This is a genomic window from Aromatoleum aromaticum EbN1, assembly GCF_000025965.1.
GTDB lineage: Bacteria > Pseudomonadota > Gammaproteobacteria > Burkholderiales > Rhodocyclaceae > Aromatoleum > Aromatoleum aromaticum.
Window position 1 is genome coordinate 936,332 of sequence record NC_006513.1, and the last position, 26,097, is coordinate 962,428.

General features: G+C 65.0%; 24 protein-coding genes. 2 read left to right on the forward strand and 22 right to left on the reverse strand.

Features of this window, described 5'->3' with window-relative positions; genetic code table 11:
- Positions 1 to 47 precede the first annotated feature (47 nt).
- The 17 genes from EBN1_RS04485 to EBN1_RS04565 form a co-directional block, all read right to left on the reverse strand.
- Positions 48 to 1,424 carry a hypothetical protein gene (locus EBN1_RS04485; RefSeq protein WP_049780179.1) on the reverse strand — a complete coding sequence of 459 codons (1,377 nt, stop codon included), beginning with the start codon at positions 1,422 to 1,424 and terminating at the stop codon, positions 48 to 50.
- Between the two features lie 233 nt (positions 1,425 to 1,657).
- Positions 1,658 to 2,077 carry a hypothetical protein gene (locus EBN1_RS04490; protein ID WP_157866574.1) on the reverse strand — a complete coding sequence of 140 codons (420 nt, stop codon included), beginning with the start codon at positions 2,075 to 2,077 and terminating at the stop codon, positions 1,658 to 1,660.
- A gap of 48 nt (positions 2,078 to 2,125) precedes the next feature.
- On the reverse strand, positions 2,126 to 4,435 hold the full coding sequence (gene gspD / locus EBN1_RS04495) for a type II secretion system secretin GspD (protein ID WP_011236722.1): 2,310 nt from the start codon (positions 4,433 to 4,435) through the stop codon (positions 2,126 to 2,128).
- Positions 4,432 to 5,148 carry a hypothetical protein gene (locus tag EBN1_RS04500; RefSeq protein ID WP_011236723.1) on the reverse strand — a complete coding sequence of 239 codons (717 nt, stop codon included), beginning with the start codon at positions 5,146 to 5,148 and terminating at the stop codon, positions 4,432 to 4,434. The genes gspD and EBN1_RS04500 overlap by 4 nt, the downstream gene beginning before the upstream one ends.
- A complete protein-coding gene (gspM, locus tag EBN1_RS04505) occupies positions 5,145 to 5,726 on the reverse strand; it encodes a type II secretion system protein GspM (RefSeq protein ID WP_011236724.1) in 582 nt (193 codons plus the stop codon). Before gspM ends, EBN1_RS04500 begins: the two co-directional genes overlap by 4 nt.
- Positions 5,723 to 6,748: a PilN domain-containing protein gene (locus tag EBN1_RS04510; RefSeq protein WP_011236725.1), complete on the reverse strand. Its 1,026-nt coding sequence runs from the start codon at positions 6,746 to 6,748 to the stop codon at positions 5,723 to 5,725. The genes gspM and EBN1_RS04510 overlap by 4 nt, the downstream gene beginning before the upstream one ends.
- Positions 6,738 to 7,613, reverse strand: coding sequence for a type II secretion system minor pseudopilin (locus EBN1_RS04515; protein ID WP_049780182.1), 876 nt, complete (start codon positions 7,611 to 7,613; stop codon positions 6,738 to 6,740). The genes EBN1_RS04510 and EBN1_RS04515 overlap by 11 nt, the downstream gene beginning before the upstream one ends.
- 65 nt (positions 7,614 to 7,678) lie before the next feature.
- A complete protein-coding gene (locus tag EBN1_RS04520) occupies positions 7,679 to 8,350 on the reverse strand; it encodes a prepilin-type N-terminal cleavage/methylation domain-containing protein (protein ID WP_011236727.1) in 672 nt (223 codons plus the stop codon).
- Positions 8,347 to 8,772: a type IV pilus modification PilV family protein gene (locus tag EBN1_RS04525; RefSeq protein WP_011236728.1), complete on the reverse strand. Its 426-nt coding sequence runs from the start codon at positions 8,770 to 8,772 to the stop codon at positions 8,347 to 8,349. Before EBN1_RS04525 ends, EBN1_RS04520 begins: the two co-directional genes overlap by 4 nt.
- The gene (locus EBN1_RS04530; protein WP_011236729.1) at positions 8,769 to 9,239 is read right to left on the reverse strand and encodes a GspH/FimT family pseudopilin; all 471 of its coding nucleotides are present in this window, start codon (positions 9,237 to 9,239) and stop codon (positions 8,769 to 8,771) included. The genes EBN1_RS04525 and EBN1_RS04530 overlap by 4 nt, the downstream gene beginning before the upstream one ends.
- A complete protein-coding gene (gene gspG, locus EBN1_RS04535; protein ID WP_011236730.1) occupies positions 9,236 to 9,682 on the reverse strand; it encodes a type II secretion system major pseudopilin GspG in 447 nt (148 codons plus the stop codon). The genes EBN1_RS04530 and gspG overlap by 4 nt, the downstream gene beginning before the upstream one ends.
- Before the next feature lie 134 nt (positions 9,683 to 9,816).
- Complete coding sequence (locus EBN1_RS04540; RefSeq protein WP_011236731.1) at positions 9,817 to 11,133, reverse strand: type II secretion system F family protein; 1,317 nt, start codon at positions 11,131 to 11,133, stop codon at positions 9,817 to 9,819.
- Positions 11,126 to 12,838: a type II secretion system ATPase GspE gene (gspE, locus tag EBN1_RS04545; protein ID WP_011236732.1), complete on the reverse strand. Its 1,713-nt coding sequence runs from the start codon at positions 12,836 to 12,838 to the stop codon at positions 11,126 to 11,128. The genes EBN1_RS04540 and gspE overlap by 8 nt, the downstream gene beginning before the upstream one ends.
- A gap of 37 nt (positions 12,839 to 12,875) precedes the next feature.
- Positions 12,876 to 13,547 (reverse strand): rhamnosyl O-methyltransferase, encoded by a 672-nt coding sequence (locus EBN1_RS04550; protein ID WP_011236733.1) that lies wholly within the window; start codon positions 13,545 to 13,547, stop codon positions 12,876 to 12,878.
- A 249-nt stretch (positions 13,548 to 13,796) separates the two neighbouring features.
- A complete protein-coding gene (locus EBN1_RS04555; protein WP_157866575.1) occupies positions 13,797 to 14,801 on the reverse strand; it encodes a glycosyltransferase family 2 protein in 1,005 nt (334 codons plus the stop codon).
- A gap of 40 nt (positions 14,802 to 14,841) precedes the next feature.
- Positions 14,842 to 16,029, reverse strand: a complete 1,188-nt coding sequence (locus EBN1_RS04560; RefSeq protein WP_011236736.1) for a glycosyltransferase family 4 protein — start codon at positions 16,027 to 16,029, stop codon at positions 14,842 to 14,844.
- Positions 16,016 to 16,837 (reverse strand): symmetrical bis(5'-nucleosyl)-tetraphosphatase, encoded by an 822-nt coding sequence (locus tag EBN1_RS04565; RefSeq protein ID WP_011236737.1) that lies wholly within the window; start codon positions 16,835 to 16,837, stop codon positions 16,016 to 16,018. The genes EBN1_RS04560 and EBN1_RS04565 overlap by 14 nt, the downstream gene beginning before the upstream one ends.
- A 307-nt stretch (positions 16,838 to 17,144) precedes the next feature.
- Here EBN1_RS04565 and EBN1_RS04570 point away from each other — a divergent pair, with 307 nt between their 5' ends.
- Complete coding sequence (locus tag EBN1_RS04570; protein ID WP_041645775.1) at positions 17,145 to 18,386, forward strand: ATP-binding protein; 1,242 nt, start codon at positions 17,145 to 17,147, stop codon at positions 18,384 to 18,386.
- Between the two features lie 42 nt (positions 18,387 to 18,428).
- Here the strand turns inward: EBN1_RS04570 and EBN1_RS04575 are convergent, their stop codons facing one another.
- Genes EBN1_RS04575 through EBN1_RS04590 form a run of 4 tightly spaced genes read right to left on the reverse strand, consistent with a single transcriptional unit; the run spans position 18,429 to position 23,280 of the window.
- On the reverse strand, positions 18,429 to 20,315 hold the full coding sequence (locus EBN1_RS04575) for a polysaccharide biosynthesis protein (RefSeq protein ID WP_011236739.1): 1,887 nt from the start codon (positions 20,313 to 20,315) through the stop codon (positions 18,429 to 18,431).
- Positions 20,312 to 21,292, reverse strand: coding sequence for an MraY family glycosyltransferase (locus EBN1_RS04580; protein WP_011236740.1), 981 nt, complete (start codon positions 21,290 to 21,292; stop codon positions 20,312 to 20,314). The genes EBN1_RS04575 and EBN1_RS04580 overlap by 4 nt, the downstream gene beginning before the upstream one ends.
- On the reverse strand, positions 21,289 to 22,272 hold the full coding sequence (locus EBN1_RS04585) for a UDP-glucose 4-epimerase family protein (RefSeq protein WP_011236741.1): 984 nt from the start codon (positions 22,270 to 22,272) through the stop codon (positions 21,289 to 21,291). The genes EBN1_RS04580 and EBN1_RS04585 overlap by 4 nt, the downstream gene beginning before the upstream one ends.
- Positions 22,273 to 23,280 carry an NAD-dependent epimerase gene (locus tag EBN1_RS04590; protein ID WP_011236742.1) on the reverse strand — a complete coding sequence of 336 codons (1,008 nt, stop codon included), beginning with the start codon at positions 23,278 to 23,280 and terminating at the stop codon, positions 22,273 to 22,275.
- 147 nt (positions 23,281 to 23,427) lie between these two features.
- Between EBN1_RS04590 and waaA the strand changes: the two genes are divergently transcribed.
- Positions 23,428 to 24,720: a lipid IV(A) 3-deoxy-D-manno-octulosonic acid transferase gene (gene waaA / locus EBN1_RS04595; protein WP_011236743.1), complete on the forward strand. Its 1,293-nt coding sequence runs from the start codon at positions 23,428 to 23,430 to the stop codon at positions 24,718 to 24,720.
- Positions 24,721 to 24,730: 10 nt separating this feature from the next.
- Here the strand turns inward: waaA and EBN1_RS04600 are convergent, their stop codons facing one another.
- Complete coding sequence (locus tag EBN1_RS04600; protein ID WP_011236744.1) at positions 24,731 to 26,092, reverse strand: TolC family outer membrane protein; 1,362 nt, start codon at positions 26,090 to 26,092, stop codon at positions 24,731 to 24,733.
- Between the last annotated feature and the right edge of the window lie 5 nt (positions 26,093 to 26,097).

A 26,097-nucleotide genomic window follows, 5' to 3' on the forward strand; every position in this document is an offset into this window, starting at 1 on the left:
CACCGGCCTTTCGGCCGGTGTTTGCACTACAAATTGTAAGACCGAGCTTACAGGGGCTGGAAGATGGCGCGCACGCCCTTGTGCGCCGAGCTACCGCCGTAGTTCGACAACACATTCACACCTTCGACTTCGAGCGTGCCGTTGGTGAAGGAGGACAGCGCAAAGCCGATCACCGGCAGACCACCCACATTAACGCCTTCAAGAGAAGTCACACCCGTCTCAGCCGCGGGGCTAATGAAGCCGATGTCCATCCAGCCGGCGTTGAAGCCAGCAGCCAGTTCGATCTGCGCGTTGGTGAACGCAGCACCCAGCAGGCCGCCCTCTCCACCGTTGGCAACGATCGAGATAGTATTGACTTCATTGCACAGCGCAGCTTCTTGAGTATCCGGCAGCGGCGAGAAGTCGCCTTCACCCACTTCGGTTTTCTCTTCGCGGTCGTAGTAAGTGATGCCGATGGTGTCGCAAGACTGCGACTTGTCGGTCAGCCACTTCTGGCTGAACGGTGCACGAGCAGCCGTATCCACACTAGTGCTCAGGACACCCGGATTGACGTAGAAACGCTTGGTCGGGAAAGTGATGACCCAATCGGTCAGCGCATCGAAGTCCAGCCCGACGACGTAATCGTTGATCACGTTGGTACGGGCCAGGACAGCGGATACGGAGTCGACCGGGTCACCGGGGAACGTGGCATTCACGATCTCATTGCCGTTCAGGATATGCGCTTCGCCGGACGCGTTGTTCAGGCTGGGGGTGGTGGTGCCGGTAGCGGTGTGGCTAGCGAGATCCGCGGACCAGAAGTCATCCAGCGCAACGGCGTCGACCGTGGTGGACAGGCCGTCTTCGACGTTGATCACGGTGTTGAAGCCGTACAGACCGCCACTGGCCGGCAGCAGGGTAACGGTGCCGGCAAAAGTGCGAACAAGCGCGCAGTTAGCCGGCACGCCAGCCGAAGTGTGGGTAGCGGCTGCGGCGACGTCCACCGGAAGGTCGCCCATCTCGATGATCTCGAGATAGCCTTCACGGGTACGTGCAGCGTCTTTCACCGAGTCCTTCGAGAACAGCGTGGTACGGAAGGCTTCCGGCGTGGTCAGCTGGCGGGGCGCGATGCACGAGGTGTCCTGCGAGCTGATCTGGGCACCGGTTTCGGTACGGGTGATCACACCGGTCCACTCGTCCTTCGGCGACAGGTAGAGGTTGAAGTCAAGCACTTCCTGGCTGTTCTTACCTTCCAGGAAACGGACCTTCACGGCCTTGGCGCTGTCGGTGGTGTTAACTACATGCACATATGTGTCGTAGCCGTCCTGCACGGTGTAATACGGGTACAGCAGAACCTGACCCAGCCCGTCCGGATTGACGTGAACGGCATGCGCCGAACCGACCACACCCAGACCGGCGACCACGGAAGCAAGAAGTTGTTTCTTCATCGCGAACTCTACCTTTTGATTGAAATGAAATTGCCATTAAACCAAGCAACCCAACATGCATCCGGCTACGTGCTTGGCTTACGCCCGATAAGTTTCTCATGACGCCCTTCTGAGCGCAAGGCGCAACCTGCGATGTCATCATAGCAAACGCTCCGAAACAGTTCGCAAGCATTTCCGTGTTTTTTTCGTCATGCAAGCGGCGCTCCCGGCGAGTACGTTGCATATTCACAACACTAGCGCGCCTGGAACAACCACCACTCACCCTCCACCCGCACCCAGCGCTCCGGCACGACGCGCTCGATGAGGCCTTTCGGCGCTGCCTTTACGCCACGCGGGCTGTCGTACGCGGTCTCCATCTCGACCTTGCAGGCATCTGCCGAAGGACATTCCACTTTCAGCACGCGGGCGGTGCGGAAACTCGCGCGAGGAGGGCGGGAGCGGATCCAGTTCTCATAATTCATCATATCGCGGTAGGACGGCGTGAAGAAACCGTAGGCGGCCTTGAAGTCCTTGGCGATCAATGCGTCGAAGCGGGCCTGGGCGCGCTTCGCCACTGCTTCTTCCGGCGTAGCCGGCGTGACGGTCGCGCAGGCCGCCAGCAGGGCGAGCGGCAATAACGCACCGCAGACGAGTCGGGGAAAGCGGATATTCACGGTTGGCATTCTCCTTTTGATTGTTCGGGGCCAGTACCCAGCACGCGTTCAGGATGCGGGGGCCGGAGCTGGAGTCTCTTCGGGAGCTGGCAGCATGTCCTTGCCGACGCCCGGGTCAGCCTCGAAGCGCTCCCAGCCAGGCAAGACGCTCAGGCCTTCCATGCGCCGGCGCATTTCGATACCCAGTTCACGCACCTGCTGGTCACTTTGCACCACCCGGGGAGTGATCATCACCAGCAGTTCGGTACGCCGGGTGACATCGCTTGTCGTGCCGAACAGCGGGCCGAGCACCGGAATGTCGTGCAGCCAGGGCACGCCTGTTTTGCCGTTGGTGTCCGAATCGCGAATCAGGCCGCCGAGGATGACAGTCTCGCCAGTACGCACCGCAACCTTGCTCGCCACCTCGCGCTGATTGAAACTGCGCTGGCCGGTCGCATCGTCGACTGCGCCGACGTCGGTGACCGACTGCTTGATGTCCATCGCGACCATGCCTCCTGCATTGGCCGACGGCGTCACCTGCAGCATTACGCCAGTGTCCTTGTACTGGATCGAGGTGCTGGTGGTGCCGCCGTCGGTCACGGTCTGCGTCGAGCGGATCGGTTGCTGGTCACCGACATGGATGACGGCGGTGTGGTTGTCGAGAACCATGACGCTGGGACTGGAAATGACGTTCACCAGGGATTTCTGCGCCATCGCGTTGAGCACTGCCCGCACCTGCCCCGCGGCATTGGTGATGCTGTAGGAAAAACCCGGCACGGTACGGCCGAGGGTTTCGCTGGCACGGTCGGTGAAAAGGCCGCTGCCGCGGTAGTCGCCGCCCAGTTTGCCCTCGAAGAACCATTGCAGGCCGAACCGGGTTTCATCGCTGAGCGTGACTTCGAGAATGCTGGCCTCGATCAGGACCTGGGTGGGAGACAGATCCAGACGGCGCAACGCGGCCTCGATCTTGCGATATTCGGAACCCGGCGCATAGATCAGCAATGCATTGTTGAACTCGTCAGCCACCACCCGCACCAGCGGGCCGAGCGAGAACTGCGTCGTCGCCTGCGTTTGGCTGCCGTCGTTGCGGCCGGCATTGTTCAGCGCCTGCGACATCATGCCCGAGCCGCCGAGACCGGTGCGCCCGATGGACGACAGCCCGGGCGCCACGCCGCTGTCGGTCGGAGTGCGCGCCGCGCCCGCCTGCCCGCCGCCGAACACTGCGCTGAGCAGGCTCCCGAGATGCTGGGCAGAGCCATTTTGCACCGGATAGACATAGAGCTGCGGTTCGGTACCACCGTCCGAGGGGCGATCGAGCTTCTCGATCCATTCCTTGGCCTGTTGCAGGTAATGTGCCCGCGGAGTGACCACGAGCAGCGCGTTCAGGCGCTCTATGGGCAGGATGCGCACCACTCCGCCGAGCGGACCGAAAGTGGGCAGCTGCTTGATTTCGGCCGGCGCCTGCTGCTGGCCTTCGCCCCGCGCGGCAGACGCCGCAGCTGCCGGTGCGCCGGTCACTGCGCGCAGGGCGGCATCGACTTCCTTGACCGACGCATATTCGAGCGGAAACAGACCCACCGACATGCCTTTGAGCATATCGACGTCGAAAATATTGACAAAATCCAGCCAGCCTTCGAGCTGATTCCCCGAACCGGACAGAATCAGCAGATTGCGCAAGGTATCGACGCGCACGAAGGCCTCCGCGGGCGCCACTGGACGAAGGATATCGGCCATTTCGGCCGCTCCGACGAACTGCAGCGGCACGACGACCATGCCTTGTCCAGTGGGAATGGCCTTGACATTGACCGCCGAAGCCCCCAGCCCCCTGAGCAGTTCGGGGCGGCCGACGTGATACAGCCCCTGCGCATCCCGCGCGAGTGTCAGGCCGTTCGCAGCCAATACCGATTCGAGAATGGACAGAACTTTATCCGGCGGCACAGCTCCCTGGGTATGAATCGTGACTTCACCGCCAAGCGGTTGATGCAGCGTGTAATCGAGCTTGAGCAGGTCTCCGAGAATGGCATGGGCAAAGTCGGTGACCGGAGCCTGCTCGAATTTGAGCGAAACTGCTCCCCCTTTGGAAATATTGACCGCTTTCGAGGCCGGCAAGTTGATCACGCGGTCGTTGCCGGCAAGCAAGGTGGGCTCACGGCGCGGGGCGGCTTCAGTTTCCGCCTTTTTCGCTTCGACATTTTCTTGCGCTGCAGCCGGAGCGGTTTTCACCCCTGCTTCGGAGGTTGCCCCTGCCCCCCTGGCAACCGTATCTTCCTGCACCGGTCCGCCAGAGGCACATCCGGCAAGGAAAACAGCAACGCTGCCGAGTGCGATAAGACAAACGCGGAAAAAGGGTCTGCTGATTGACATGTCGATGGAGGTCATTTTTTTTCGAGCCCGAGCCGGGCGGCACGCCGCTTGGCAAGGCGTTGCGCAAGGGAGCCGCCGCCACGTTTGGCCATGGAAGATGCGGCACCGGGCGGAGCCGGAGCCGCCGCTGGTGCCACCCGGGCGGAAGGTTCCGGCGATGGCTTGCCACTGTCGGCAACGGCAGGCTGGGCGCCGTCTGCGACAGAAGCGCCCCCCTTGCCTGGCAGGACGGGTGCCGACAGCCGGGTAGCCTGAGGCTGGGCCGCGTGCTTGAGTGTGAGCAGGCGCCGTTGCTCCCCCTGTATAAAACTTGCTTGATTGCCGTCGAGGGCGCCCACCGTCCACGGCCCGAAGCTGTCCCCCTGCTTGAGCCGGCTGACTTTGTTGTCGGCACGCAGCATCAGATGCTTGTCTTTGCCAACAGTGAAAATGCCGAGCAGCAACACGTCCTCGAGCGGATCGGGGGCCTGGGGCGTCTCGACCGCCACAACTTCCGGCGGCGGCGGCGGGCGACGCGTCTGGGCAAAGACGGGACGATCGAGTGTCTGACTCAGGGCAACGAGATCGGTGATTTCGCGCTCGATCTTTTCTGTCTGCAGGGACGAAGGATCGGGCCGTTGCGCCGGAGGAGGCGTCCAGCTGGTGTCTCCTGCAGCCCATACCGCCCCGACAACGGCGAGCAGCACAGCATCGATACCGAGCAGAACGGAGAATGTCGTTCGCTTCATGGCTGAAGATGCAACACACTGAGATCGAGCTGCCCCACCAGCCGCTCCTGGGGTTGCGGCTGACCGCGACGAACACGGGGCACCGAAGCATTGACCTGGAGGTTATCGACGAGAATCACCGGCGTTTCGCGATCAAACCCCGCCAGCAGGCTACGCAGGCCTTCGAGACTGCCATCGACCGTGAGCTTGAGCGGAATCTGGGTGAAACCGGCATGGGGGCGCGCGGGCAGGATCTGGCTGCCGGCAACTCCCAGCCCCGCAGCTTCGGCAAGCTGGCGGATGCGCTGCTGCATGTCGGTTCCAATCCGGGCCGCATCAGCGGTGGCCGGATAGGCGTAGCGGGACAGATCCGCCCCGACGCGGGCCAGGGAGGACTGGACCTGCGGCCCTACTTCGCGCAGACCCAGCAGGCGGGCGTAGCGCGGCTCGATCGACGCCGTCGTATCCTGCGCCCAGAAAAGCTTGCCCAGCAGCAAATATGTGACCAGGGCAAGCACCGCCAGCGCTGCTACCAGCACGCTCGCTACGACGAATCGACCATCGCGCCCGGGGAAATGCGTGTCCACGGCAAACGTCACTGCGCCTTCTCCTCGCCCGGGACGATGAATTCGATGACGAAGTTTTCCTTATTGGAACCTGCGGCACGTGAAATAGGGGATGGCGCACGTACATTCCGGAACGGCGAGCCCGGCGCACCGAGAATCTTCATCAGTTGGGCGGCATCGGCCGCTTGCCCGACGATACGCACCTGCCGTCCCTGTACTTCGAGCCGGCTGAGGAAAGCGTCGTCGGGCAGGAGCAGCGTAATGAGTTCAAGCAACTGAGGCAGTTCCTGCCGCTGTTCCAGGTGGGCACGCAGTGCGCGCGCACGTTCGTTGCCAACTGCAAGTGCATTGCGTGCCCCCAGCAGACTCGCGACTTCGGTCTCGAGCGCCGCATACTGGCGCTGTGCATCGAACACGCGCTCGCGCGCCTGCAGCACCGGCGTCACTGCCAGTGCGAGCATGAGCACGAAGGCCCCGGCGAACGCGAGCAGGATGCGGTTGCGGGCGGCACGCATGCGTTTCATCCGATCATGCTCGCCATAACCCTGAAGCACGATCGGCGCGGTCGCCACAGCCCAGATTTCAGGTTCCACTCCACTCAGGCGTTCCTGCTCGTGTGCGAGCGCCGCCCTCACATGCGAACGTGCAGTAAGCGCCAGACGCACCCTCACTTGCGCGCCCACCGGTTCGACGCGCCATCCCCACACGGTTTCCTCGGGGGGGAACGGACTGACCGCAAGGACCTCGAGTTCGATCGCCTGGCGCAATTCGTCGCCACCGAGCGGTGGCAGCCTGACTTCGCGCAGCAGCACACTGTCTTCCGGCAGCACCACGGCCAAGGTCGCTGCTGCGACGTCTGCCGGTGCCGGCGCGGCCGATACACCGAGGCGCAGCGCTTCGCCGCCGTCTGGCAGCAGAACCCGGATCGCCTCCTGCGGCGTCAGCCAGGCCAGCGACGGCCACTGGAAAGCTTCATCCCAGCCATTGCGCCAGACCTGGCCGATCCTGCGCAGATCAAAGCCGAACAGGGTCGGATTGCCGGCCTCAAGCGCCATGCCCGTCCTCGCTCACAAAGCTGCGCACCGGTTCGACGCGCATGCTGCGCCAGGGCAACCCCGCCGGCCCTTCGGCGCCGAGGTCGACCCAGCGGGCGCGCGCCAGTGTGCGCCCGCCTTCGCCGGGGTAAAACGCCTCAATGTAATAAACGGTGCCGGAAGACGACAGAATATGCTCCTGAGTGAAAGCGGTTGTGTCAATCGAAGGCTCCTTCGCATCGCGCGCCGCCGAAAAAACATCCGCGACCGCGGCATCGCCCCGGGCAAGCACTCTCAGCACGCCTTTTGAAGCCGCAAGTGGATCCACGCCCGCTGCACCAGTTTGCGTCGTCACAAAACCGCTAATTTTATCATAGATATCAAAACTCACACCGAGTACCTGGAGCAGGTCTTCCGGGGTATCGAAGGGGCCGCCGCGCGTGCGAAAAGCCACCCCTGCGGCTTCGTAGGCCGGGTTCTCGGCACCGAGCGGCAATGCATCCTCGTCCGGGTCACGCCAATCGGCAATGCGCTGCGCGAGCAGTTCGGCCTGTTCGGCATCGAGACCGGCGCCGAACACAAACAGGTCGCGCAGCAAAGCTTGCGACGCGCCGTTCAGGTCCACAAACCCCCCGCCAGGCGACACGCGGACGACAAGCTGCCGGTCATCGATGGGGTAACTCAGGGTAAGGCGACGGTCGACCGGGTCCGTGGCGAACTTCAATTCGCGCGCTGCGAGCTGGATAGCCGCATCGCCATAGGCTGCGGCCTCAGCGAAGCCCCGCGCACTTTGCGCGCTGCGCACTTCCCCCCGGGACGATGCGGCCAGGCTCATGGCGAATATCGACAGTGCGGCCACGACCCACATCACCGCTACCAGCGCCATGCCCGCAGCCCTGTGCGGTGACAGGCGACCGACGATCGCACCGGCAGACCAAACGGCAGCGCGCCTCATTGGGCACGATCCAGTGCCGTTGCATTCACATCGAGGCCCGGCTCAGCCGCCAGCACCGGGACGATCAGGTCCGGCCAACTCGCTCCACCGATGCGCAACTTGAAGGCGACGCGTCCCGGCAGGACTGCAGCGTCGCTCCAGTTGTCCTGCCAGTCGCTGCGCCCCAAGCGCTGATAGGCGACGGAGAACGAATCGAGCCGCCGCACCAGGACACGGGCAGGTTCGTCCTCCCAGTCCGGGCGAGCATCCGGATCGGCTGCAAAAGCCTGCAGAGGGGGCACGAACGGCACCCATTGCAGCACCAGGTCGAAACCTTCCGCCTCGGACCGCACCGACAGCCGCAGCCAGTGCAGCCCACCGACCCCGTGACGGGCCGGCATCGGCGCAAGCCATTCGAGCGCCTGGGGCTCGCCGAGAAAATCGGGCACTTCGGTGCCATCGTCGAGTTTGCGGGGGTGTGCAACCGATGCCTCGCTGACGATCCGGCGAAGGAAGCCACTGACAAGACGCATATCGTCCGCGCGCTCGCTGCGTGCCTCGAGACGAGAACCGGATTCACCGAAAGTGCGCAATGCCGCTACCAGCGCCAGCATGATCAGCGACAGCAGACTAAGCGCGATGATGATCTCGACCAACGTAAAGCCGCGCGTCGCGCGCTGCCGCTTCATCGCCCTCCTCCGGCATTGACATCGATGATCGCCGGGTCGACTTCCGGACGCATAGTGACGAGGCGGAAACGGCGCTCGGCGCCGCGGTCTTCCCAACTGACATCGACTTCGATGTTTTGGAGTGTCCAGGCCTCGGGACGCCCATCGAGCGGTGGCACTGGGGCGGTGCGCAGATGCCAGTCGAAGCCGCCGGCGGCGCCCGATACGTCCAGACCTCCGGGCGGAACCGAATCGTACTGGGCAAGGATGGATTCGGCGACGAGGACCGCACGCACGTGCCGTTCGGCTTCGCCTGCCGCACGCATGCTGCCGCCCAGGGCTTGATAGAGCACGCCCAACGCCAGCGCCATGATGGAAAACGCGACCAGCACCTCGATGAGGGAAAATCCGTGCTCAGGAATGCTACGGCGCACGACCTTCATCCACCGAGCGGCTCCTGGGACACCCGCCCGAACAGCCAGTCGACACGCAAGCGCAGGCCGTCTCCGGATGGGCGTTCGAGCTCGATACTGCCACCGGTTGCACTGCCGTCGGGATAAAAGCGGATCCCCGCGCGCTCGCCGGGAGCGATTTCGGTGTCGGCGACGATCGCGCGGACCTTGAGTTTTTCCGGGATCTTCTCCGCAGGCTCAGCGCCGACACCGAAGCGATGGCCCTCGAGATCGACGGTAAATACCGCCGCCTGCCCACTGCGAACCGCCTCCAGGCGCGCGGCCTTGATATCTGTCAGCATGTTCCGCACGGTCGAGCGGTATTCCATCGCGTCATACAGGCGACCCAGCGCGGCGGGCAGCACGCCGAGCATGACGGCCGCGACCGCGAGCGCCACGACCAGCTCGATGAGGGTAAAACCCCCTCTCCCGCCATCCCCGTCGCCGGGAAGTGTCACTGCCAGTTGCCGATATCCGCGTTCTCGCCCTCGCCGCCGAGCGCGTTGTCGGCGCCGAGGGAGAAGATGTCGATATCGGTGTGCTTGCCCGGGCTCTCATAGTGGTAGGGATTGCCCCACGGATCCTTCGGCACCTCACCCTTCTTCAGGTACGGGCCATTCCAGCCCGGCGCCGACCCGGGCCGACTGGTCAGCGCATCGAGCCCTTCATCCCTGTTCGGGAAACGGCCGACATCGAGCTTGAAGAGTTCGGCCGCCTGTTCGAAATCCTTGACCTGCACTGCGGTGGTCTTGCTTTTCGCTCCGCCCAGTTGCCCGAGTACGCGCGGTCCGACCAGACCTGCCAGCAGTCCCAGAATGACCAGCACGACAAGGAGTTCGACAAGCGTGAAACCAGAGGCCGAGGAATGGCGAGGACGATGGATCATGTGCAACGGAAACATTTACGGGGACCTCAAAAAAAAAAGCGGCGGGGCGACATTTTTGCCCTGTCGATCGCAGGGCATTCTAAACCGGGGGAAGGCGAACAGCTGAGGCTTCTGCGAGGAATCGGCATTCAGGCGCGTCCTTTTCCGCTTCACACGGCAAGGTCGTTGACCGACAGAATACCCATCAGGATCGAAACGATGATGGCAGCGATAACACCCCCCAACCCCAGGATGAGCAGAGGTTCGAGCATCGTCAGCGCACGCTTGATTCCCGACTGCACTTCACCGTCGTGAACCCGGGCCAGTTCGAGGAGCATCTCGTCGAGCCGTCCCGTTTCTTCGCCCAGGCGAACCATGTTGAGCGCAAGCGGCGTAAACAGGCCGGTTGCACTGAGCGCTTCGGCCATGCGCTCGCCCTGCTTGATTGCCGGAGCAACGCCGGTCATGGCCTCACGCAAGCGGACATTATCCATCGTGTCGGAGGCGATCTTGATCGCGATGACGATGGGTACGCCATTTCCGAGCAGAGTTCCCATACTGCGGGCAAAGCGGGTGATCTCGAATTTCTGCACCACGCCACCCAGCACCGGGAGGCTGAGCACACACGCATCCCGCCAGTTGCGGCCACCGGGGGTGTGCAACCAGCGCCGGAAGACGGCCACGCCCAACGCGACGACCAGTGCCATCAACCATCCCCAGTCGGCAACCAGGTGGCCTGCACCGACGATGATCCGTGTCGGCAGCGGCAAAGCTTCGCCCATGTCGTTGAATAACGATTCGAACTGCGGCACGACAAAAGCAAGCATCAGGAAGACCGATACCGCGGCCACCAGCACCAGGATGGCGGGATAGATGAGTGCCGACACCACGCTCTCGCGCAGCGCCCGGGTACGTTCGAGATGTTCCGCCAAACGGCTCAGCACTTCGCCGAGCTGGCCGCCGGCCTCGCCGGAACGCACCATGTTGATGTAGAACTCGCCAAACAGCCTCTGGTGTGGCTGCAGCGCCTGGCTGAAGCCTTTGCCGGACTTGACCGAATCGAGCAGGTCATCGAGCAGGGCGGTGATCGAGGGTCTCTGACTCATGCTCACCATCACCTTGAGCGCCCGGTCCAGCGGCAGGCCGGCGCGCAGCATGACCGCAAGCTCTCCGGTAAGGTGAAAAACATCGACGTGACCAGGCTTTCTATCCGTAGCAAACAGGCTTCGCGAAGCATGCACGACCGGTCTGCCCTGCTTGCTGGCGACTTTCGCCGGCCCCGACATCCGTTGCTGCGATGAGGGGAGTGGTGTCGCGGGCTTCGGCGCGCCGGTCCTGACTGCGGCCGCCGCCGCGGCTTCCAGCCGGATCGGCGTCAAGCCTTGGCTGCGCAGTTGGCGCAGGGCGTTCTCCCGGGAAGCGGCCTCGATGCGTCCATCCACCATGTTGCCGTCGCCATGCGCAGCACGATAGGCAAATTCAGTCATTGCTCTGATCCTGCGTCACGCGCAACAGCTCATCCATCGAGGTGACGCCGGCGGCAACTTTGCGCAGCCCGTCTTCGTAGAGAGTCAACATGCCTGCCCGACGGGCGACGTTGTGCAGGATGGTCGCATCCGCGCCGGACAGCACCGCCTGGTGGGCGGCGTCATCCATGACGAACAGTTCGTGGATCGAAGTCCTGCCGTGGTAGCCGGTATGTTTGCAGCGCGGACAGCCCCGAGCAGCGAACACGCGCCGCTCGCCCTCCGGCAGGAAACGCGCAATGCCGGCCTTGTCGAGCTCGGCGTCGTGCAACTCGACCGCCTCACGGCAATGTTCGCAGAGCTTGCGCACCAACCGCTGCGAAAGTACGCCATTGACGGTCGAAGTTATCAGGTAGCGTTCCACTCCCATGTCTTCGAGCCGGACGATCGCACCGACGGCCGTATTGGTGTGCAGCGTAGATAGTACGAGGTGACCGGTCAGCGCGGACTGCACTGCGATCTGCGCAGTTTCAGTGTCGCGCATCTCGCCGATCATGATGATGTCCGGATCCTGGCGCAGGATGGAACGCAGCGCATGCGCAAAGCTGAGGCCGATCTGACTCTGGACCTGCACCTGGTTGACGCCGGCGAGCTGGTATTCGACGGGATCCTCGACGGTGAGGATTTTAAGTTCGGTTGCGTCGAGCTTGGCCAAAGCGGCATACAGCGTCGTCGTCTTGCCGCTGCCGGTGGGGCCGGTGACAAGCAGGATGCCATGCGGCCGCAGCAGCAGGTCGCGGAATCTCGCGAGGTTGTCTTCAGCAAACCCCATATCCTCGAGACTGATGCGGATACTCGCGCGATCGAGCACACGCATGACCACGCTTTCGCCGTGCACAGTCGGCAAAGTGGAGACGCGCAGGTCAAGCTCGTGGCCCTTGACCCGGGTGCGGATGCGTCCGTCCTGCGGCAGGCGGCGCTCGGCGATGTTGAGATGGGCGAGCAGCTTGATGCGTGACGTGACTGCCGCACCGAGACTGGGAGCCGCGCTTTCGGCCGCCTGCAGCACGCCATCGACCCGGTAGCGTACATGCAGGCCATCCTCGAACGGCTCGATGTGGATATCGGATGCCCGCAGGTCGATGACGCGACCAATGATCTGGGTCACCAAGCGGATGACGGGCGCTTCGCTGGCGAGATCCTTCAGGTGCTCGATGAACTCGTTGTCACTGCCGAGCGCGCCGACGAAACCTTCGTCTTCTTCGTCGTCGGGGCTTGCCGCTTCGAGGTAAAGGCGATCGAGGGCCGCCTGGATATCGGATTCGAGCCCGAGCGCCGGACGGATGCGCAGGCCCGTCGCCAGGTGCAGCGCCTTGGTCAGAAAGCCGTCCTGCGGCACCGCCATGACGACGTGTAGTTCGTCAGCCTCGCGCCGCCACGGCAGCACACCCTGGCTGAGCAGGTATTCGCTGCTCAGCCCCTCGACGACGACCATCTCTTCCGGAAACTCCCCCGCCTGCACGAGCGGGATATCGAGCTGCCCGGACAGGGTGCGAGCGATGTCGATTTCCGACAGCAACCCCAGGCGAATCAGTACGCGCCCGAGCAGATCACCCATTTCCTGTTGCGCGATGAGCGCCTGTTCGAGGTCGCGCTGACTGAGCTTGCCTTCACGAACGAGAAGCTCGCCGAGACGGGGGCGGTCGGCGGCAGAATCAACTTGCATTTTTACTCACGAAGATGGCGGCTATGCGCCGTTGCGCTCACGCGCGCCGCAGAAAGCCCGCAGGTGCGAAAGTAAAGCCGAACTTGCACTCACGTGCCTCATCCCTGACGTAGTCGTCAGGAAATTGCCGGACATATTCGGCAATGGCCTCGAACGGCCCCGGCCCCCAGCCCGGCAGAACCGGATGACCATTGATGTTGCTGTCCTCGACCACCAGGTAATCACCGGAACGCATTACGCTGCGCAATGACAGCATTTCCTGCAACACGTGTGGCTGGTGATGATCGCTGTCGAGAATCGCGAACATCGGCCCGGGCAGGCTGTTGCGCAACTCGGTGATACGGGCGGCGACAGCGGAATCGGTCGATGAGCATTTCATGAATTCGATGGCGGGTACACGAGATACCTGGGGGTCGAGCAGATGGTCCTCGATATCGACAGTCAGGACGCGCAGCAGCGGATTGATTCCTTGGCCGATCATCGAGAAATAGAGAGCGGAACCCCCGTGGCGCGTGCCGAACTCGACGATCAGCGATGGTTTGAGCTCGAACAATATCTCCTGGTAGTTCCACAGGTCCATGACGGACTTGAGGCAAGGCACGCCGAGGAAGCGCACCGTCTCCCATACGCCGTTATCGTAGTACCAGCGATGGAAGCGTTCGGCGACATCATCAGCCGCTGCGAGTCGGTCGGGGTGATTAGTGTCCACTGGGGGAAGTCCTCAGACAGTTCGGTTGCACCCTGCGCACAGCCCTCGCGAGAGGATCCGGAAATGGGCGAACGTACGGGATCGCGGAAGGAGAGCTCGGCGGATAAACAAAAGATGATAGCCAACTCGACCACCCAATGCATCCGATAGTCGATGCGGTGCAAGCGGCATCACTCTTGCCTTCGTGCGCAGTGCCACCGATGGGGGCGAGCACTCGTTCCCAACCCCGGAAGCACGACACCTCCTTCTTCACCGGGTTGAAGGAGCGCCGGACCGCTCCCGGCATCGGCGGCGCAAAGGGAACAAGGATACAGAGAACATAAGCACGTTGCGAGCCAGCCCGATCCGTCGCACCGGCCCCGCAAGGATCGCCCCAATGCGCACGCGTCGCACCGGCGCACCGAGCCGGTCACGGGCAACACCGGCAGCGGCAATCCACTTGCGGTGCCCCCCGACGCCGACGCGCTCGACGAGGGCTGCGGCCTGATCCACCGCGCGGACATACTGCGCGCGGGCATCTTCGAGTGAGTGCCGGAAATGGAGGATGAAGTCGAGTATCCGGCTCATCGGCGCGGCAGCGCCGATCGCGTTAGCAGAATGCTGGCGATATCCGGTCAGTGCTGCATCCACCGAAATGACTTGGCCTGCCGCTGACGCCACGAGAATGAGCCACCAGTCGTGATGGAATACTTGCGGCGGGAAAGGCAGCGCCAGATCGAGCAGCGCACGGTTACCCACCATCGCGCACCCCGGGATCAGGTTGTGAGCGATGAGCCAGGTATCGACGCCATGCCGCACCTGCGGGGCAGCGGCCCGACCGAAGTGTGATTCAGCGATGGAGCGACCTGCGTCGTCGATCAGGGCAAGGTCGGCATATGCAAGTATCGGAGTCGATCCGCCGTGGCGCGCTTGTGCGCCCTCGAGTGCCGCACGCATGCGGGCGAGTTTGTGCGGATACCATAAATCGTCCTGGTCACACAGCGCGAAGCTTGCCGCCCCGGCTCGGTGGGCGCAATCGAGCAGTCGCTCGAAGTTCCGCCGGATGCCCAGCGTGGCATCCTCGTCCGCCATCAGACGAATTCGTGCATCGTGCGCGGCGTAACGGTGCAGCACTGTCACCGTATCGTCGCTCGAGCCGTCGTCACGCACGAGCAGAACCCAGTTCGGGTCCGACTGGGCCAGCACGCTATCGAGCAGTACCGGCAGGAAACGCGCGCCATTGTATGTCGCGAGCAGGATGTGCAGCGGTTCCACGGCACTCATCGCTCACGCTCCCGGCAGACGCGGCTGGCTCTCATTCAAATCCCATCGCCGCAAGGATGCGTGCGTTCGCGCGGCGCACGTCGAATTGCGCCTCGGCGAGGCGCCGGCTCGCGGCCCCCATCGACGCGATTCGCTCGGGCTGCTCGATGAAACCGATCATCGCATCGACCAGCGCATCGACATTGCGCGGCGGCACCAGCCAACCGTTTTCACCCGGCTCGACGGTATCCCGGCATCCGGGCATGTCGGTCGTGATGATCGGGCGGCCCATCGCCATGGCTTCCTGGATGCTGCGCGGAACGCCCTCGCGGTAGTACGACGGCAGGACGAAGACGCTCGCTTCGGCGATCGCCGGGCGAACGTCGCTGACGTGGCCTCGCCATTCAACGACGCCTTCGGCATTCCACGCACGCAGTTCGGCCTCGCTGACCGAACCCGGATTGGCGTCGATGCTGCCAAGCAGGATGAAACGTGCGCAAGGATGCATGGCGCGAACCCTCCGCGCCGCCTCGACGTACTCCCGGACACCTTTTTCGGCGAGCAGCCGGGCTGCGAGGAGGAATGTCGGCGGATCGGTGACCGGCGGTGCGGCGGCGAACCAGCCGAGATCGACGCCGATGCCGCCGAGCATGATGGCGCGCTCGGCAGCGACCATGCGGCTGCGAACGAACAGTTCGATATCGTCCCGGTTGAGGAAGAACACGCGATGCGCCGCGGCGAGCCCGGCCCGGTACAAGCCGCTGACCGCGGCGCGCAGCACGCGGCGGCGCAGTGAGAAGCCGGGGCTTTCTTCCGAATAGACATAGCCGGCGCCTTCGACCATCGCGGAGCGATCCGGCACGCCGGCGAGGCGCGCCGCGAAAGTGCCGTAGATCACCGGCTTGATGAAATACGTGAACGCATAGTCGGGTTGCAGCCGGCGCAGCAGGCGCACGAGCCGGAAGATGTCGCGCGCGTCGCGCAGCGGCCGGATGCCGGCCCGCTCGAGGCTGTAATCGACGGGTTCAGCGCCGAGCGCGACGACGGCGTCGCGGCTCGCGGTGTCGTAGTCGGGGGCGAGCGCGAACACCTGCAGGCCACGCGCAACCCAGTCGCGGATCAACGGGCCGCGGAAATTGTGGATCGAATACGCCTGACTCGAGATCAGCGCGAGCTTCGCGTGCTGCAGCGGCGCCTTCGCATGGATATCGACCGCAGGCAGTTCCTCAGAACGACCCAAGCTGCTTCCCCGCATGCACCTGGAACACCCGGCGATCCTCGAGTCTCACCGCGGTGAGCTTTTCGCCCCATACGCAGCCGGAATCGAGGGCGAGCAGGTTCGGCTCCATGCGCAAGCCGAGCGCGGACCAGTGGCCGCAGACGATGGTCGTGTCGCTGCTGGCGCGGTTCGGGTGCGCGAACCACGGCAGATGATTCGGCGGCGCGCTGTCGGGAGGCCCTTTCGCATCGAATTCCATGCGCCCGTCGGGCGTGCAGAAACGCATGCGCGTCATCGCGTTGACGATCACCCGCAGCCGCTCCCACCCGGCGAGGTCATCGCGCCACGCTTTCGGCGAATTGCCCCACATGTGCTGCAGGAACGCTTCGCAGGAATCACCCGAGAGCACGGCTTCGACTTCGCGGGCGAGTGCGCGGGCGGGTTCGGCAGTCCATCCGGGCAGCAGCCCGGCATGGACCATCGCGTATCCGCCTTCGAGATGCATCAGCGGCAGTGTGCGCAGCCAGGCGATGAGTTCGTCGCGATCCGGCGCCTCGAGCACCTGCTGCAGCGTGTCGTGGCGCTTGCGGCCCGACGCGCCGGCGTACGCGATCTTGAGGAGGTACAGGTCGTGGTTGCCGAGCACGCTCACCGCGGCGTCGCCGAGCGACCGGACGAAGCGCAAGGTCTCGAGCGACGCGGGTCCGCGGTTGACCAGGTCGCCGACCAGCCACAGGCGATCGCTCGACGGGTCGAAGCCGCACTGGTCGACCAGTTCACGAAATTCCCGGAAACACCCCTGGATGTCACCGATTGCATAAATTGCCACCCTGGACTTACCTCAACATGCTTCACGTGCCATTTTCGCCACAACGGGGAAAGGCTTGGGGGGGAATTATACGGCGCATATTCCGGAACCCGGCGGCGCAGCACGCGCCGCAACGCGTCGTCGGCCCGGGTGTTGCCGGAGCGCAACCACTGCAGCCTCTCGGGCATTGCAAACCCGTCCGGCGGCGAGGCGCGCGCGACAGGCATCCGGCTGTTCGAAATCCCGGGGCCCGTTATCCCAAATATACGAGACAATATTCCCAAATCCACGCAGCTGGATTCCCTGTTGCACGATACGATGTTTCACCATGAACAACACGCACTCTCTTTACCCACGGCTGATTGAGGCGCGTATTGCCGAAGCAATGGCCGATACGCCCGTCGTGCTGGTTGCCGGTCCTCGGCAGGCAGGCAAGACCACCCTGGTGCGGCAGATCGCCGCGCAGGGGATGCGCTACCTCACACTCGACGACGAGCTCACGTTGCTGGCGGCCAAAGAGGACCCGGTGGGCATGATCCGCAGTCTGGATCGCGCGGTGATCGATGAAATTCAACGTGCTCCCCAGTTGTTGCTCGCGATCAAAAAGACGGTGGATGAGGATCGACGCCCCGGTCGTTTTCTGCTGACCGGGTCGGCCAACCTGATGGCTTTACCGACCGTGGCCGACTCACTCGCCGGGCGAATGGAGACGCTGACATTGCTGCCTCTGTCGCAAAGTGAAATGCACGGCAGTACAGCAAACTGGATCGACAGCGCCTTTGCCGGGCAGATACTGAAGGTGCGACGGGCCATGGTCGGGGATGATCTGGTGGAGGCGGTGCTGCGCGGTGGCTACCCTGAGGCGGTTTCCCGCGCTACGGTCAGGCGGAGAACAGCGTGGGTCCGCCAGTACCTCGACGCCATCATTCAGCGGGATGTCCGCGATGTGGCTGGCATCGACAAGCTTGACCAGTTACCCCGGTTCCTGCGCGCGCTGGCGCAAGTCTCCGGTCAGATGTGCAATTACACCCAATTGGGCGGCCAAGTCGGGCTGGATCACAAGACTGCCGCCCGGTACATCGGGGTGTTTGAGCAAATGTACCTGCTCAAGCGCATTGAGGTTTGGGCAAAGAACCGGCTGAACCGCGTCGTGAAGACGCCGAAAGTTCAATTCATCGATTCGGGGCTGTTGTCCACGCTGGCGGACGTGACCCCAGCGCTTGCTCAGCAGGACCGCGGCCGGTTTGGCAATGTACTGGAGACCTTTGTTTTCGGCGAGTTGCTCAAGCACACGACGACTGCTGAAGGGGATTACCAGTTGCTCTACTACCGCGACCACGACCAATTCGAGGTGGATTTCGTCATCGAGAATGCGGCTGGCCAGCTGATCGGGGTGGAAGTCAAGGCGGCAGCCACGGTCAGGGAAAGCGATCTTCGTGGCTTGAAGCGGCTGGCGAGCATCGCGGGGGCACAGGTCAAGTTGGGCGTGATTCTTTACGATGGAATGGAGACCCTGCCGCTTGGAGATGGTCTCTGGGCTGCGCCACTGGCTAGTTTATGGGGGCAGTAGTGCTACAACGCCGACGCCGGTCCGCGATTGACCAGACTTACCTCAACATGCTTCGCGTGCCACTTTCGCTGCCACAAGGAAAGGCTTCGGGGGATTATACGGTGCATATTCCGGAACCCACCGACGCAGCACGCGCCGCACCTCGTCGTCGCTGCGGGTGTTGCCGGAGCGCACCCACTGCAGCATCTCGGCCATTTCGAAGCCGTCCGGCAACGAGGCTCGAGCGACGCGCAGCTTGGCGTGATGCGTCGGGCGGGTGCGTTCGCTGTGCGCGAGGACTTCCTCGAACAGCTTTTCCCCCGGGCGCAGGCCGGTGAACACGATCGGGACTTCACGCTCGCTCTTGCCGGACAGGCGGATCATGTCGCGCGCGAGGTCGAGCACCTTGACGGGCTGCCCCATGTCGAGGACGAAGATCTCGCCCCCCTCGCCCATCGCGGCGGCCTGCAGCACGAGCTGCGCCGCTTCGTGGATCGCCATGAAGTAGCGCGTGATCTCGGGATGCGTGACGGTGACCGGCCCGCCGCGCTCGATCTGCGCCTGGAACTTCGGGATGACGCTGCCGGCGCTGCCGAGCACGTTGCCGAAGCGGACCATCTCGAAACGCGTGCGGCGCGACTGGCGCTGCATCTCCTGGCAGATGATCTCCGCCAGGCGCTTGCTCGCCCCCATCACGTTGGTCGGGTTGACCGCCTTGTCGGTGGACACGAGGACGAAGCGCTCGACGCCGAGCGCCGCCGACGCCTGGGCGAGGATCCACGTGCCGAGGACGTTGTTGCGCACCGCCTGCCACGCGTTGTGTTCTTCCATCAGCGGCACGTGCTTGTAGGCGGCGGCGTGGAACACCACTGCCGGCGCGTGGCGTTCGAGGATTTCCATGACCCGGCGGCGATCCTTGACGTCGCCGGCGATCGCGACGAGGCCGATCTCCGGAAACTCCTCGGCGAACTCCTCGCTGAGCGTGTACAGCGCGAACTCGTTCAGTTCGAACGCAATGATCTGGGCCGGCCCGAAGCGCGCGATCTGCCGGCACAGTTCGGCGCCGATCGAGCCGCCCGCGCCGGTCACCATCGCCACCCGCCCGGCGAGCATCTCGCGTACCTGCGGGGTGTCGATCTCGACCGGTTCGCGCCCGAGCAGATCCTCGAGGTCGAGACTGCGCATCTGCGACAGCGTGTCGTGCCCGGCGATCAGCTGCTCGATCGCGGGCAGGATGAACACCCGCACGCCCGCGCGCACGCATAGGTTAGCCACATGGCGGTGACGTTCGGCATTGGCGCCGGGCATCGCGATGATCGCGTGGCGGACATGCAGCGCGTCCGCGCACTCGGCGATCTCGCCCACCGCCCCCAGCACCCGCACGCCGCAGACCTCGCGATGCCGTTTCAACGGATCGTCATCGAGCAGGCCCACCACATGCCACTCGCGCGAGCGGCGCAATTCCTGGATCAGGTTCATCGCCTCACGCCCGGCCCCCAGCACCAGGACGGGTTTGCCGACGCCACGCAGCGCACCGAACTCCCGGTGCTCCTTGAAAACACGGTAAGCGGCGCGCCCGCCGCCCATGATCGCCACCAGCAACAGCGGATAGATCAGCAGCAAGGACCGCGGCAGCGCCGGCGCGGGGGCGAGGAGCACGGCGCCGAGCGCGATCACGACCATGCTGAGCCCGACCGCCCGGCCGATGCGCAGCAGGTCGGGCAGGCTTGCGAACACCCAGATACCCCGGTACAGGCCGGCCGCGCGAAAGATCAGCGCCTCGACCGGCACGAGCAGCAGCGCGCCGTAATTTACGATCGGCTGGTACGGCCCGAGCCCTTCGAAATTGAAGCGCAACATGAAGGCGCCGAACCAGGCAGCGACCACTGCCGCGAGGTCGAAGCCGAATACTGCCAGCGAACGCCAGTGCAACGCCACGCTCAGGTTCATTTTGCGGGTTCCGTTTCCATATGACGATTCCATTGCCGGTCGATGCGGTGCCCGAGGACGACCAGCACTGCGCTCCATGCGGCGGCTCCGGCCCACCCGCCTGCATCGAGGAACAGCAGCATCACCACCGCCAGGGAGGCGCCGGCCAGCATGACGAGCAGCCAGCGCAGGCACATCGCACCGTGGGCAAAGCCGCCGCGCACCATGCGCTGATAATAATGTTCGCGGTGCGCGTGCCACACCCGCTCACCCCTGCCCGCCCGGCGAAGCAGGGTCACGGTCGCGTCGAACAGAAACGGCGCGAACACGAGCGGCGCGAACCACAGCGGCCACGCGCCGATGTCGTAACCGTACCAACCGAGGCCACCGGCAAGAAAACCCGATGGAATCGCGCCGACGTCACCCATGAAAATTCGCGCCGGATGCCAGTTGAACAGGAGGAAACTCGCCGAAGCAGCAGCCACCGCGATGCACAGGCCGGCGAGCGCCGGCTGCGCGGCCTGCGCGAATCCGATTGCATAAGCGGTGAACCCTACTGCGGACATACTGCCAGCGAGACCGTCGGCGCCGTCCATGAAATTGTAAGCATTTATCGACCATGCGATGACAATGACCTGCAGCGCGACGAACAGCGGCGATCCCGGGCCGTGAAAAAAAACAACAGCGGCAGCCGATGCCAGATGCACGCCGAGCCGCAGCCAGAACGGCAGATCGAGCCAGTCGTCGGCCCACGACACCGCGGCGAGGACCAGCACCGGGATGAGCCATACCGGCGCTGCGCCCGCCCACGCTCCGCACAAGAGCGTTGCCGCGACGATGCCGAGCCCGCCGCCGTGGGGCGTCGGCCGCTCGTGGAGCGACCGATACCCGGGCTGATCGAGACCGCGATCGGCGAAACGCAGCCGCAGCGCGATCGTGCCCGCCGAGATCGTTGCGGCGATTGCGGCGAGCGCGATGAGGCCGGCCACTCCGCTCATCGCCCCCGCTCCGCGCAGCCCGCTGCAAAGGTCTCCTGCAGCCCCTGTTGCAGCGATACCCGCGCCCGCCAGCCGAGTTCGCGCTCGATCAGCGCCGGCGAGTAGCTTTCGGGGCCGAGCAGGCGTTCGACCGCCGCCCGGTCGAGTGGAACCGGCCGGTGACGCAGCTTCCCGAGCCAATGGCCGATTTCACCGCCGAACCGAAGGACGCCCGCGGGACAGCGCAAGCGCACCGGCGCGAGCCCCAGCGCCGCACGCAGCGCGTCGTACAGCTCGCGCCCCGAGCAGCTGCGCGGATCCGCGACGATGTAGGTTTTCCCCGCCGCACGGGCGTCGTCCGCGACCAGCAGCATCGCCGCGACTACATCGTCGACGTGCACCAGCGAACGCTTCGCGCCGGTTTCGGGCAACGGCGGGAACCACCCCGCGCAGATACCGCGCGCCATGCGCTCGAGATTTCCCCGGCTGCCGGGGCCATACACCATTGCCAGCCGCAGATTGGTGACTCGCATGCCGAAGCGCGGGCCGGCGGCGAGCACGGCGTGCTCCGCGGCGCGCTTGGCCCGCCCGTACGCGGTTTCCGGCAGCGCCGACCAGGTTTCATCAACAGGCGCGGCGCCGGGCGCGCCCATCGCCTTGACGCTCGACAGGAACACGAAACCGCGCACGCCCTGGCGGCCGGCGGCATCGACGAGGTTCGCGGTGCCGGCGAAATTCACGTCGCGGTGCCGGAGCGCTGCAGTGTCCCCGCGCGAGTCGAAGACGTGCGCGTGCCCGGCGCAGTGGAATACCAGTTCGACGCCGCGGCAAGCGCGGTCGAGCGCGTCCGGGTCGAGCAGGTCGGCACGCACCGCCGACGCGCCGGGCAATGCCAGCCGCGACATCCTTCGAACGTGTTCGCCCCGCGCCTCGAGCGCCGTCGCGAGCCGGCTGCCGATGAAGCCGGTCGCGCCGGTGACGAGAACGGTGCGTGCTGCCATTCAGGAGCGGTAATAGTCGCGATACCAGGCAACGAACTGCCCCACTCCGTCCCGCACGCTCGTCCCCGGCTTGAACCCCGTCCAGGCATTCAGCTCCGCGGTATCGGCATACGTCGCCGGCACGTCGCCGTCCTGCAGCGGCAGGAAGTTCTTCTCCGCCTTCCTGCCGATCGCGTCCTCGATCGCTTCGATGAACGCCATCAGCTCGACCGGATCGTGGTTGCCGATGTTGAACACGCGGTACGGCGCGTTGCTGCGGGCGGGGTCGGGCTGCAGCGCGTCGAAACCCGGATCGGGTTCGGCGACGCGGTCGAGCGTGCGGACGACGCCTTCGACGATGTCGTCGATGTAGGTGAAGTCGCGCATCATCCGCCCGTGGTTGAAGACGTCGATCGGGCGGCCTTCGAGGATTGCCCGCGTGAACAGGAACAGCGCCATGTCGGGGCGGCCCCACGGCCCGTAGACGGTGAAAAAGCGCAGCCCGGTGGTCGGCAGGCCGTAAAGGTGGCTGTAAGTGTGCGCCATCAGCTCGTTGGCTTTCTTGGTCGCGGCGTAGATGCTGACGGGGTGGTCGACGCTGTCGTGCTCGGAGAACGGCATCTTCGTGTTGCCGCCGTAGACGCTCGAGCTGCTCGCATACACCAAATGCCGCACGCCGCCGTGGCGGCAACCTTCGAGAACGTTCATGAAGCCGACCAGGTTGCTGTCGACGTACGCGTGCGGATTCTGCAGCGAATAGCGCACGCCCGCCTGCGCCGCGAGGTGGACGACGCGCTCGAACCGTTCCGCGGCAAAGAGGCGCTCCATGGCGTCGCGGTCGGCAACGTCGAGCTTGATGAAACGGAAACGCGGATGCGGCGCGAGGCGCGCGAGGCGGTCTTCCTTCAGGCGCGGGTCGTAATAATCATTGAGGTTATCCAGGCCGACGACCTCGTCCCCGCGCGCGAGCAGCACTTGGCAGACATGCATGCCGATGAAGCCGGCTGCGCCGGTGATGAGAACTTTCATGGTCGGGCCCGTCCTGTTCACGTCGAGCCGCGGATTATCTCATACGCGCTTGTAATGCTGCCTGCGCAACCTCCGGTTACGAAAACGGGCTCGCGCCGCACGCCGTTATACTTGCCGCACCGTTCCGGACCCTTTTCCAACTTCTCGATGCTCGCCCGCCTGCCCTACACCCTGCTCTGGATTATCGCGCTGCCGCTCGTGCTGCTGCGCCTGCTGTGGCGTGCGCGGCGGCAGCCGGAATACCTGCGGCATGTCGGCGAACGTTTCGGCCGTTACCGCATTGCGGCGCCGGCGCCGGTGTTGTGGGTGCACGCGGTGTCGGTCGGCGAGACGCGCGCGGCCGAGCCGCTGGTGCGGGCGCTGCTCGCACGCTGGCCGGATCGCAGCGTCGTGCTGACGCACATGACGCCGACGGGCCGCGCGACTTCCCAAGCGCTGTTCGGCGACGATCCGCGCGTGCTTCGCGTTTATCTGCCGTACGACCTCGGCTTTCTGGCGACCCGCTTCCTGCGCCGCTTCCGGCCGCAGGTCGGGCTGATCATGGAAACCGAGTTGTGGCCGAACCTGCTCGCAGCGTGCCGGAAGCGGGGCGTGCCGGTGCTGCTCGCGAACGCGCGTCTGTCGCAGCGTTCTGCGGCGCGCTATGCGCGCTGGCCGGCGCTGACCGGGCTCACGCTCGGCGCCTTGAACGCGATCGCGGCGCAGACCGACGCCGATGCACGGCGGCTCGCGGCGCTCGGCGGCGGGCGGGTCGCGGTGACCGGCAACATCAAGTTCGACATCGCCCCGCCCGAATCCCTGTTGCGGCTTGGCGACGCTTTCCGCGCGCGTTTCGGCGGCCGCCCGGTGATCCTCGCCGCGAGCACGCGCGAAGGAGAAGAGGCTTTGATTCTCGACGCGTTCGCGGCATGCGCCCCGGACGACGCGCTGCTCGCGCTCGTGCCGCGCCATCCGCAGCGTTTCAACGAAGTCGCCGGGCTTGTCGAGGTGCGCGGCCTGAGCCTGCAGCGGCGCTCCGACGACACGCCGGTGGAGCGCCACACGCGCGTCTGGCTCGGCGATTCGATGGGGGAGATGTTCGCGTATTACGCGGCAGCCGAGGTCGCGCTGCTCGGCGGCAGCTGGCTGGCGTTCGGCGGGCAGAACCTGATCGAGGCGTGCGCCGTCGGCACCCCGGTCGTCCTCGGCCCGCATACGTTCAATTTCGCGCTGGTGGCCGACCAGGCGGTCGAAGCGGGCGCCGCGCTGCGCGCCGACGATCCCGGCGCAGGAATGGCAGCAGCGGTCGCGCTGCTCCACGATCCGTCACGCCGGCAGGCGATCGGGGCCGCGGGACGGAGTTTCGCCGCGGCGCACCGGGGAGCGACCGAACGAACGATGGCGATCGTCGAAGAGCTGGTCGGCTGCGGCAAGGCACCGCTCCCGCCGCGGCGGCGATGATGACCGAGGACTAGCGCGAGGCCGGCCCGAGTTGCGCCGGCGGAAGGGTCATCGCGTTCTCGGCGAGCAGCGCGTTGATCACCTGGACGTCCTCTTCGCCGAGCGTCCCCGCCGCCGCCTTCAGCCGCAACTGCGCGAGCAGCGTGTCGTAGCGGGCGCGAGCGAGCTGGCGCAAGGTGTCGGCGAGCTGGCTTTGCGCATTCAGCACGTCGATGTTGATCCGCACGCCGACTTCATAGCCGAGGCGGTTGGCCTCGAGCGCCGACGTCGACGACACCTGCGCGGCTTCGAGCGCGCGCACCTGCGCCATGCCGCTGGTCACGCCGAGATAAGCCTGGCGCGCGGCGAGCGCGGCGTTGCGGCGGGCCTCCTCGAGATCGGCTTCGGCCCTGACCCGCAGCGCCGCCGCTTCACGCGTCCGCGACGAAATCGCGCCACCCGCGAACAGCGGCAAATTGAACTGCAGGCCGACAGTCTGCGCATCGCTTTCCGTCCGCCCGCCGGCGCCGGCAAAACTGCTGCTGGTGCTGACGCCGCCCTGGTGGCCGTAGGTCGCGACGACATCGACGGTCGGGTAATGCCCGGCGCGCGCAAGCTCGACTTCGCGCGCCGCGATCTCGCGCGACACCTGCTGGACCTGCACGCCATAAGCGCCCTGCTCCGCAGCACTCGCCCAGTCCACAATGCTGTCCGGCTGCGGCCGCGACAGCGTGACACTGCCGCGCAACCCCGCCAGCGGTTCCGGGTCCTTGCCGATGATCTGCGCGAGCGTGTGGCGGCGCACGTCGAGATCGTTGTGTGCGGCGATTTCCTGTGCCACTGCGAGATCGAAGCGCGACTGCGCCTCGTGCACGTCGGTGATCGTCACCGTGCCGACTTCGAAGCTCGCTTTCGCGAGCTCGAGCTGTTCGGCCGCAGCGGTGCGCAGCTGCGTCTGCGCGACCAGCACGTCCTGGGCGTTGAGGACATCGAAATAGGCTTGCGACACGCGCAGGATCAGGTCCTGCCGCGCTTCGCCGAACTGCACGCCGGCGAGCGCGGTCTGCAGCTCGCCCTGCTTGTATTGCACCCAGTTCTGCCAGCGGAACAGCGGCTGCGTCAGCTGCACGCCGTACGCGTTGCTGTTGTAGCGCCGCTCGCCGAACTGGCTGCTGTCGACGTCGTTCCACGTCGTGTCGGCCGACGCGCCGATCACCGGCAGCAGGCCTGCACGGCCCTGGACGACCCTTTCCTGGCCGGCATCGAACTGTGCGCGAGCTGCCGCATAGCGCGCGTCATTCGCCAGCGCGTCGCGATACACGTCGAGCAGATCGGCGGACCACACTGCTGCCGGGATCAGGCTCGTCACACAGATTGCCAGCACCCGCTTCATCGGCT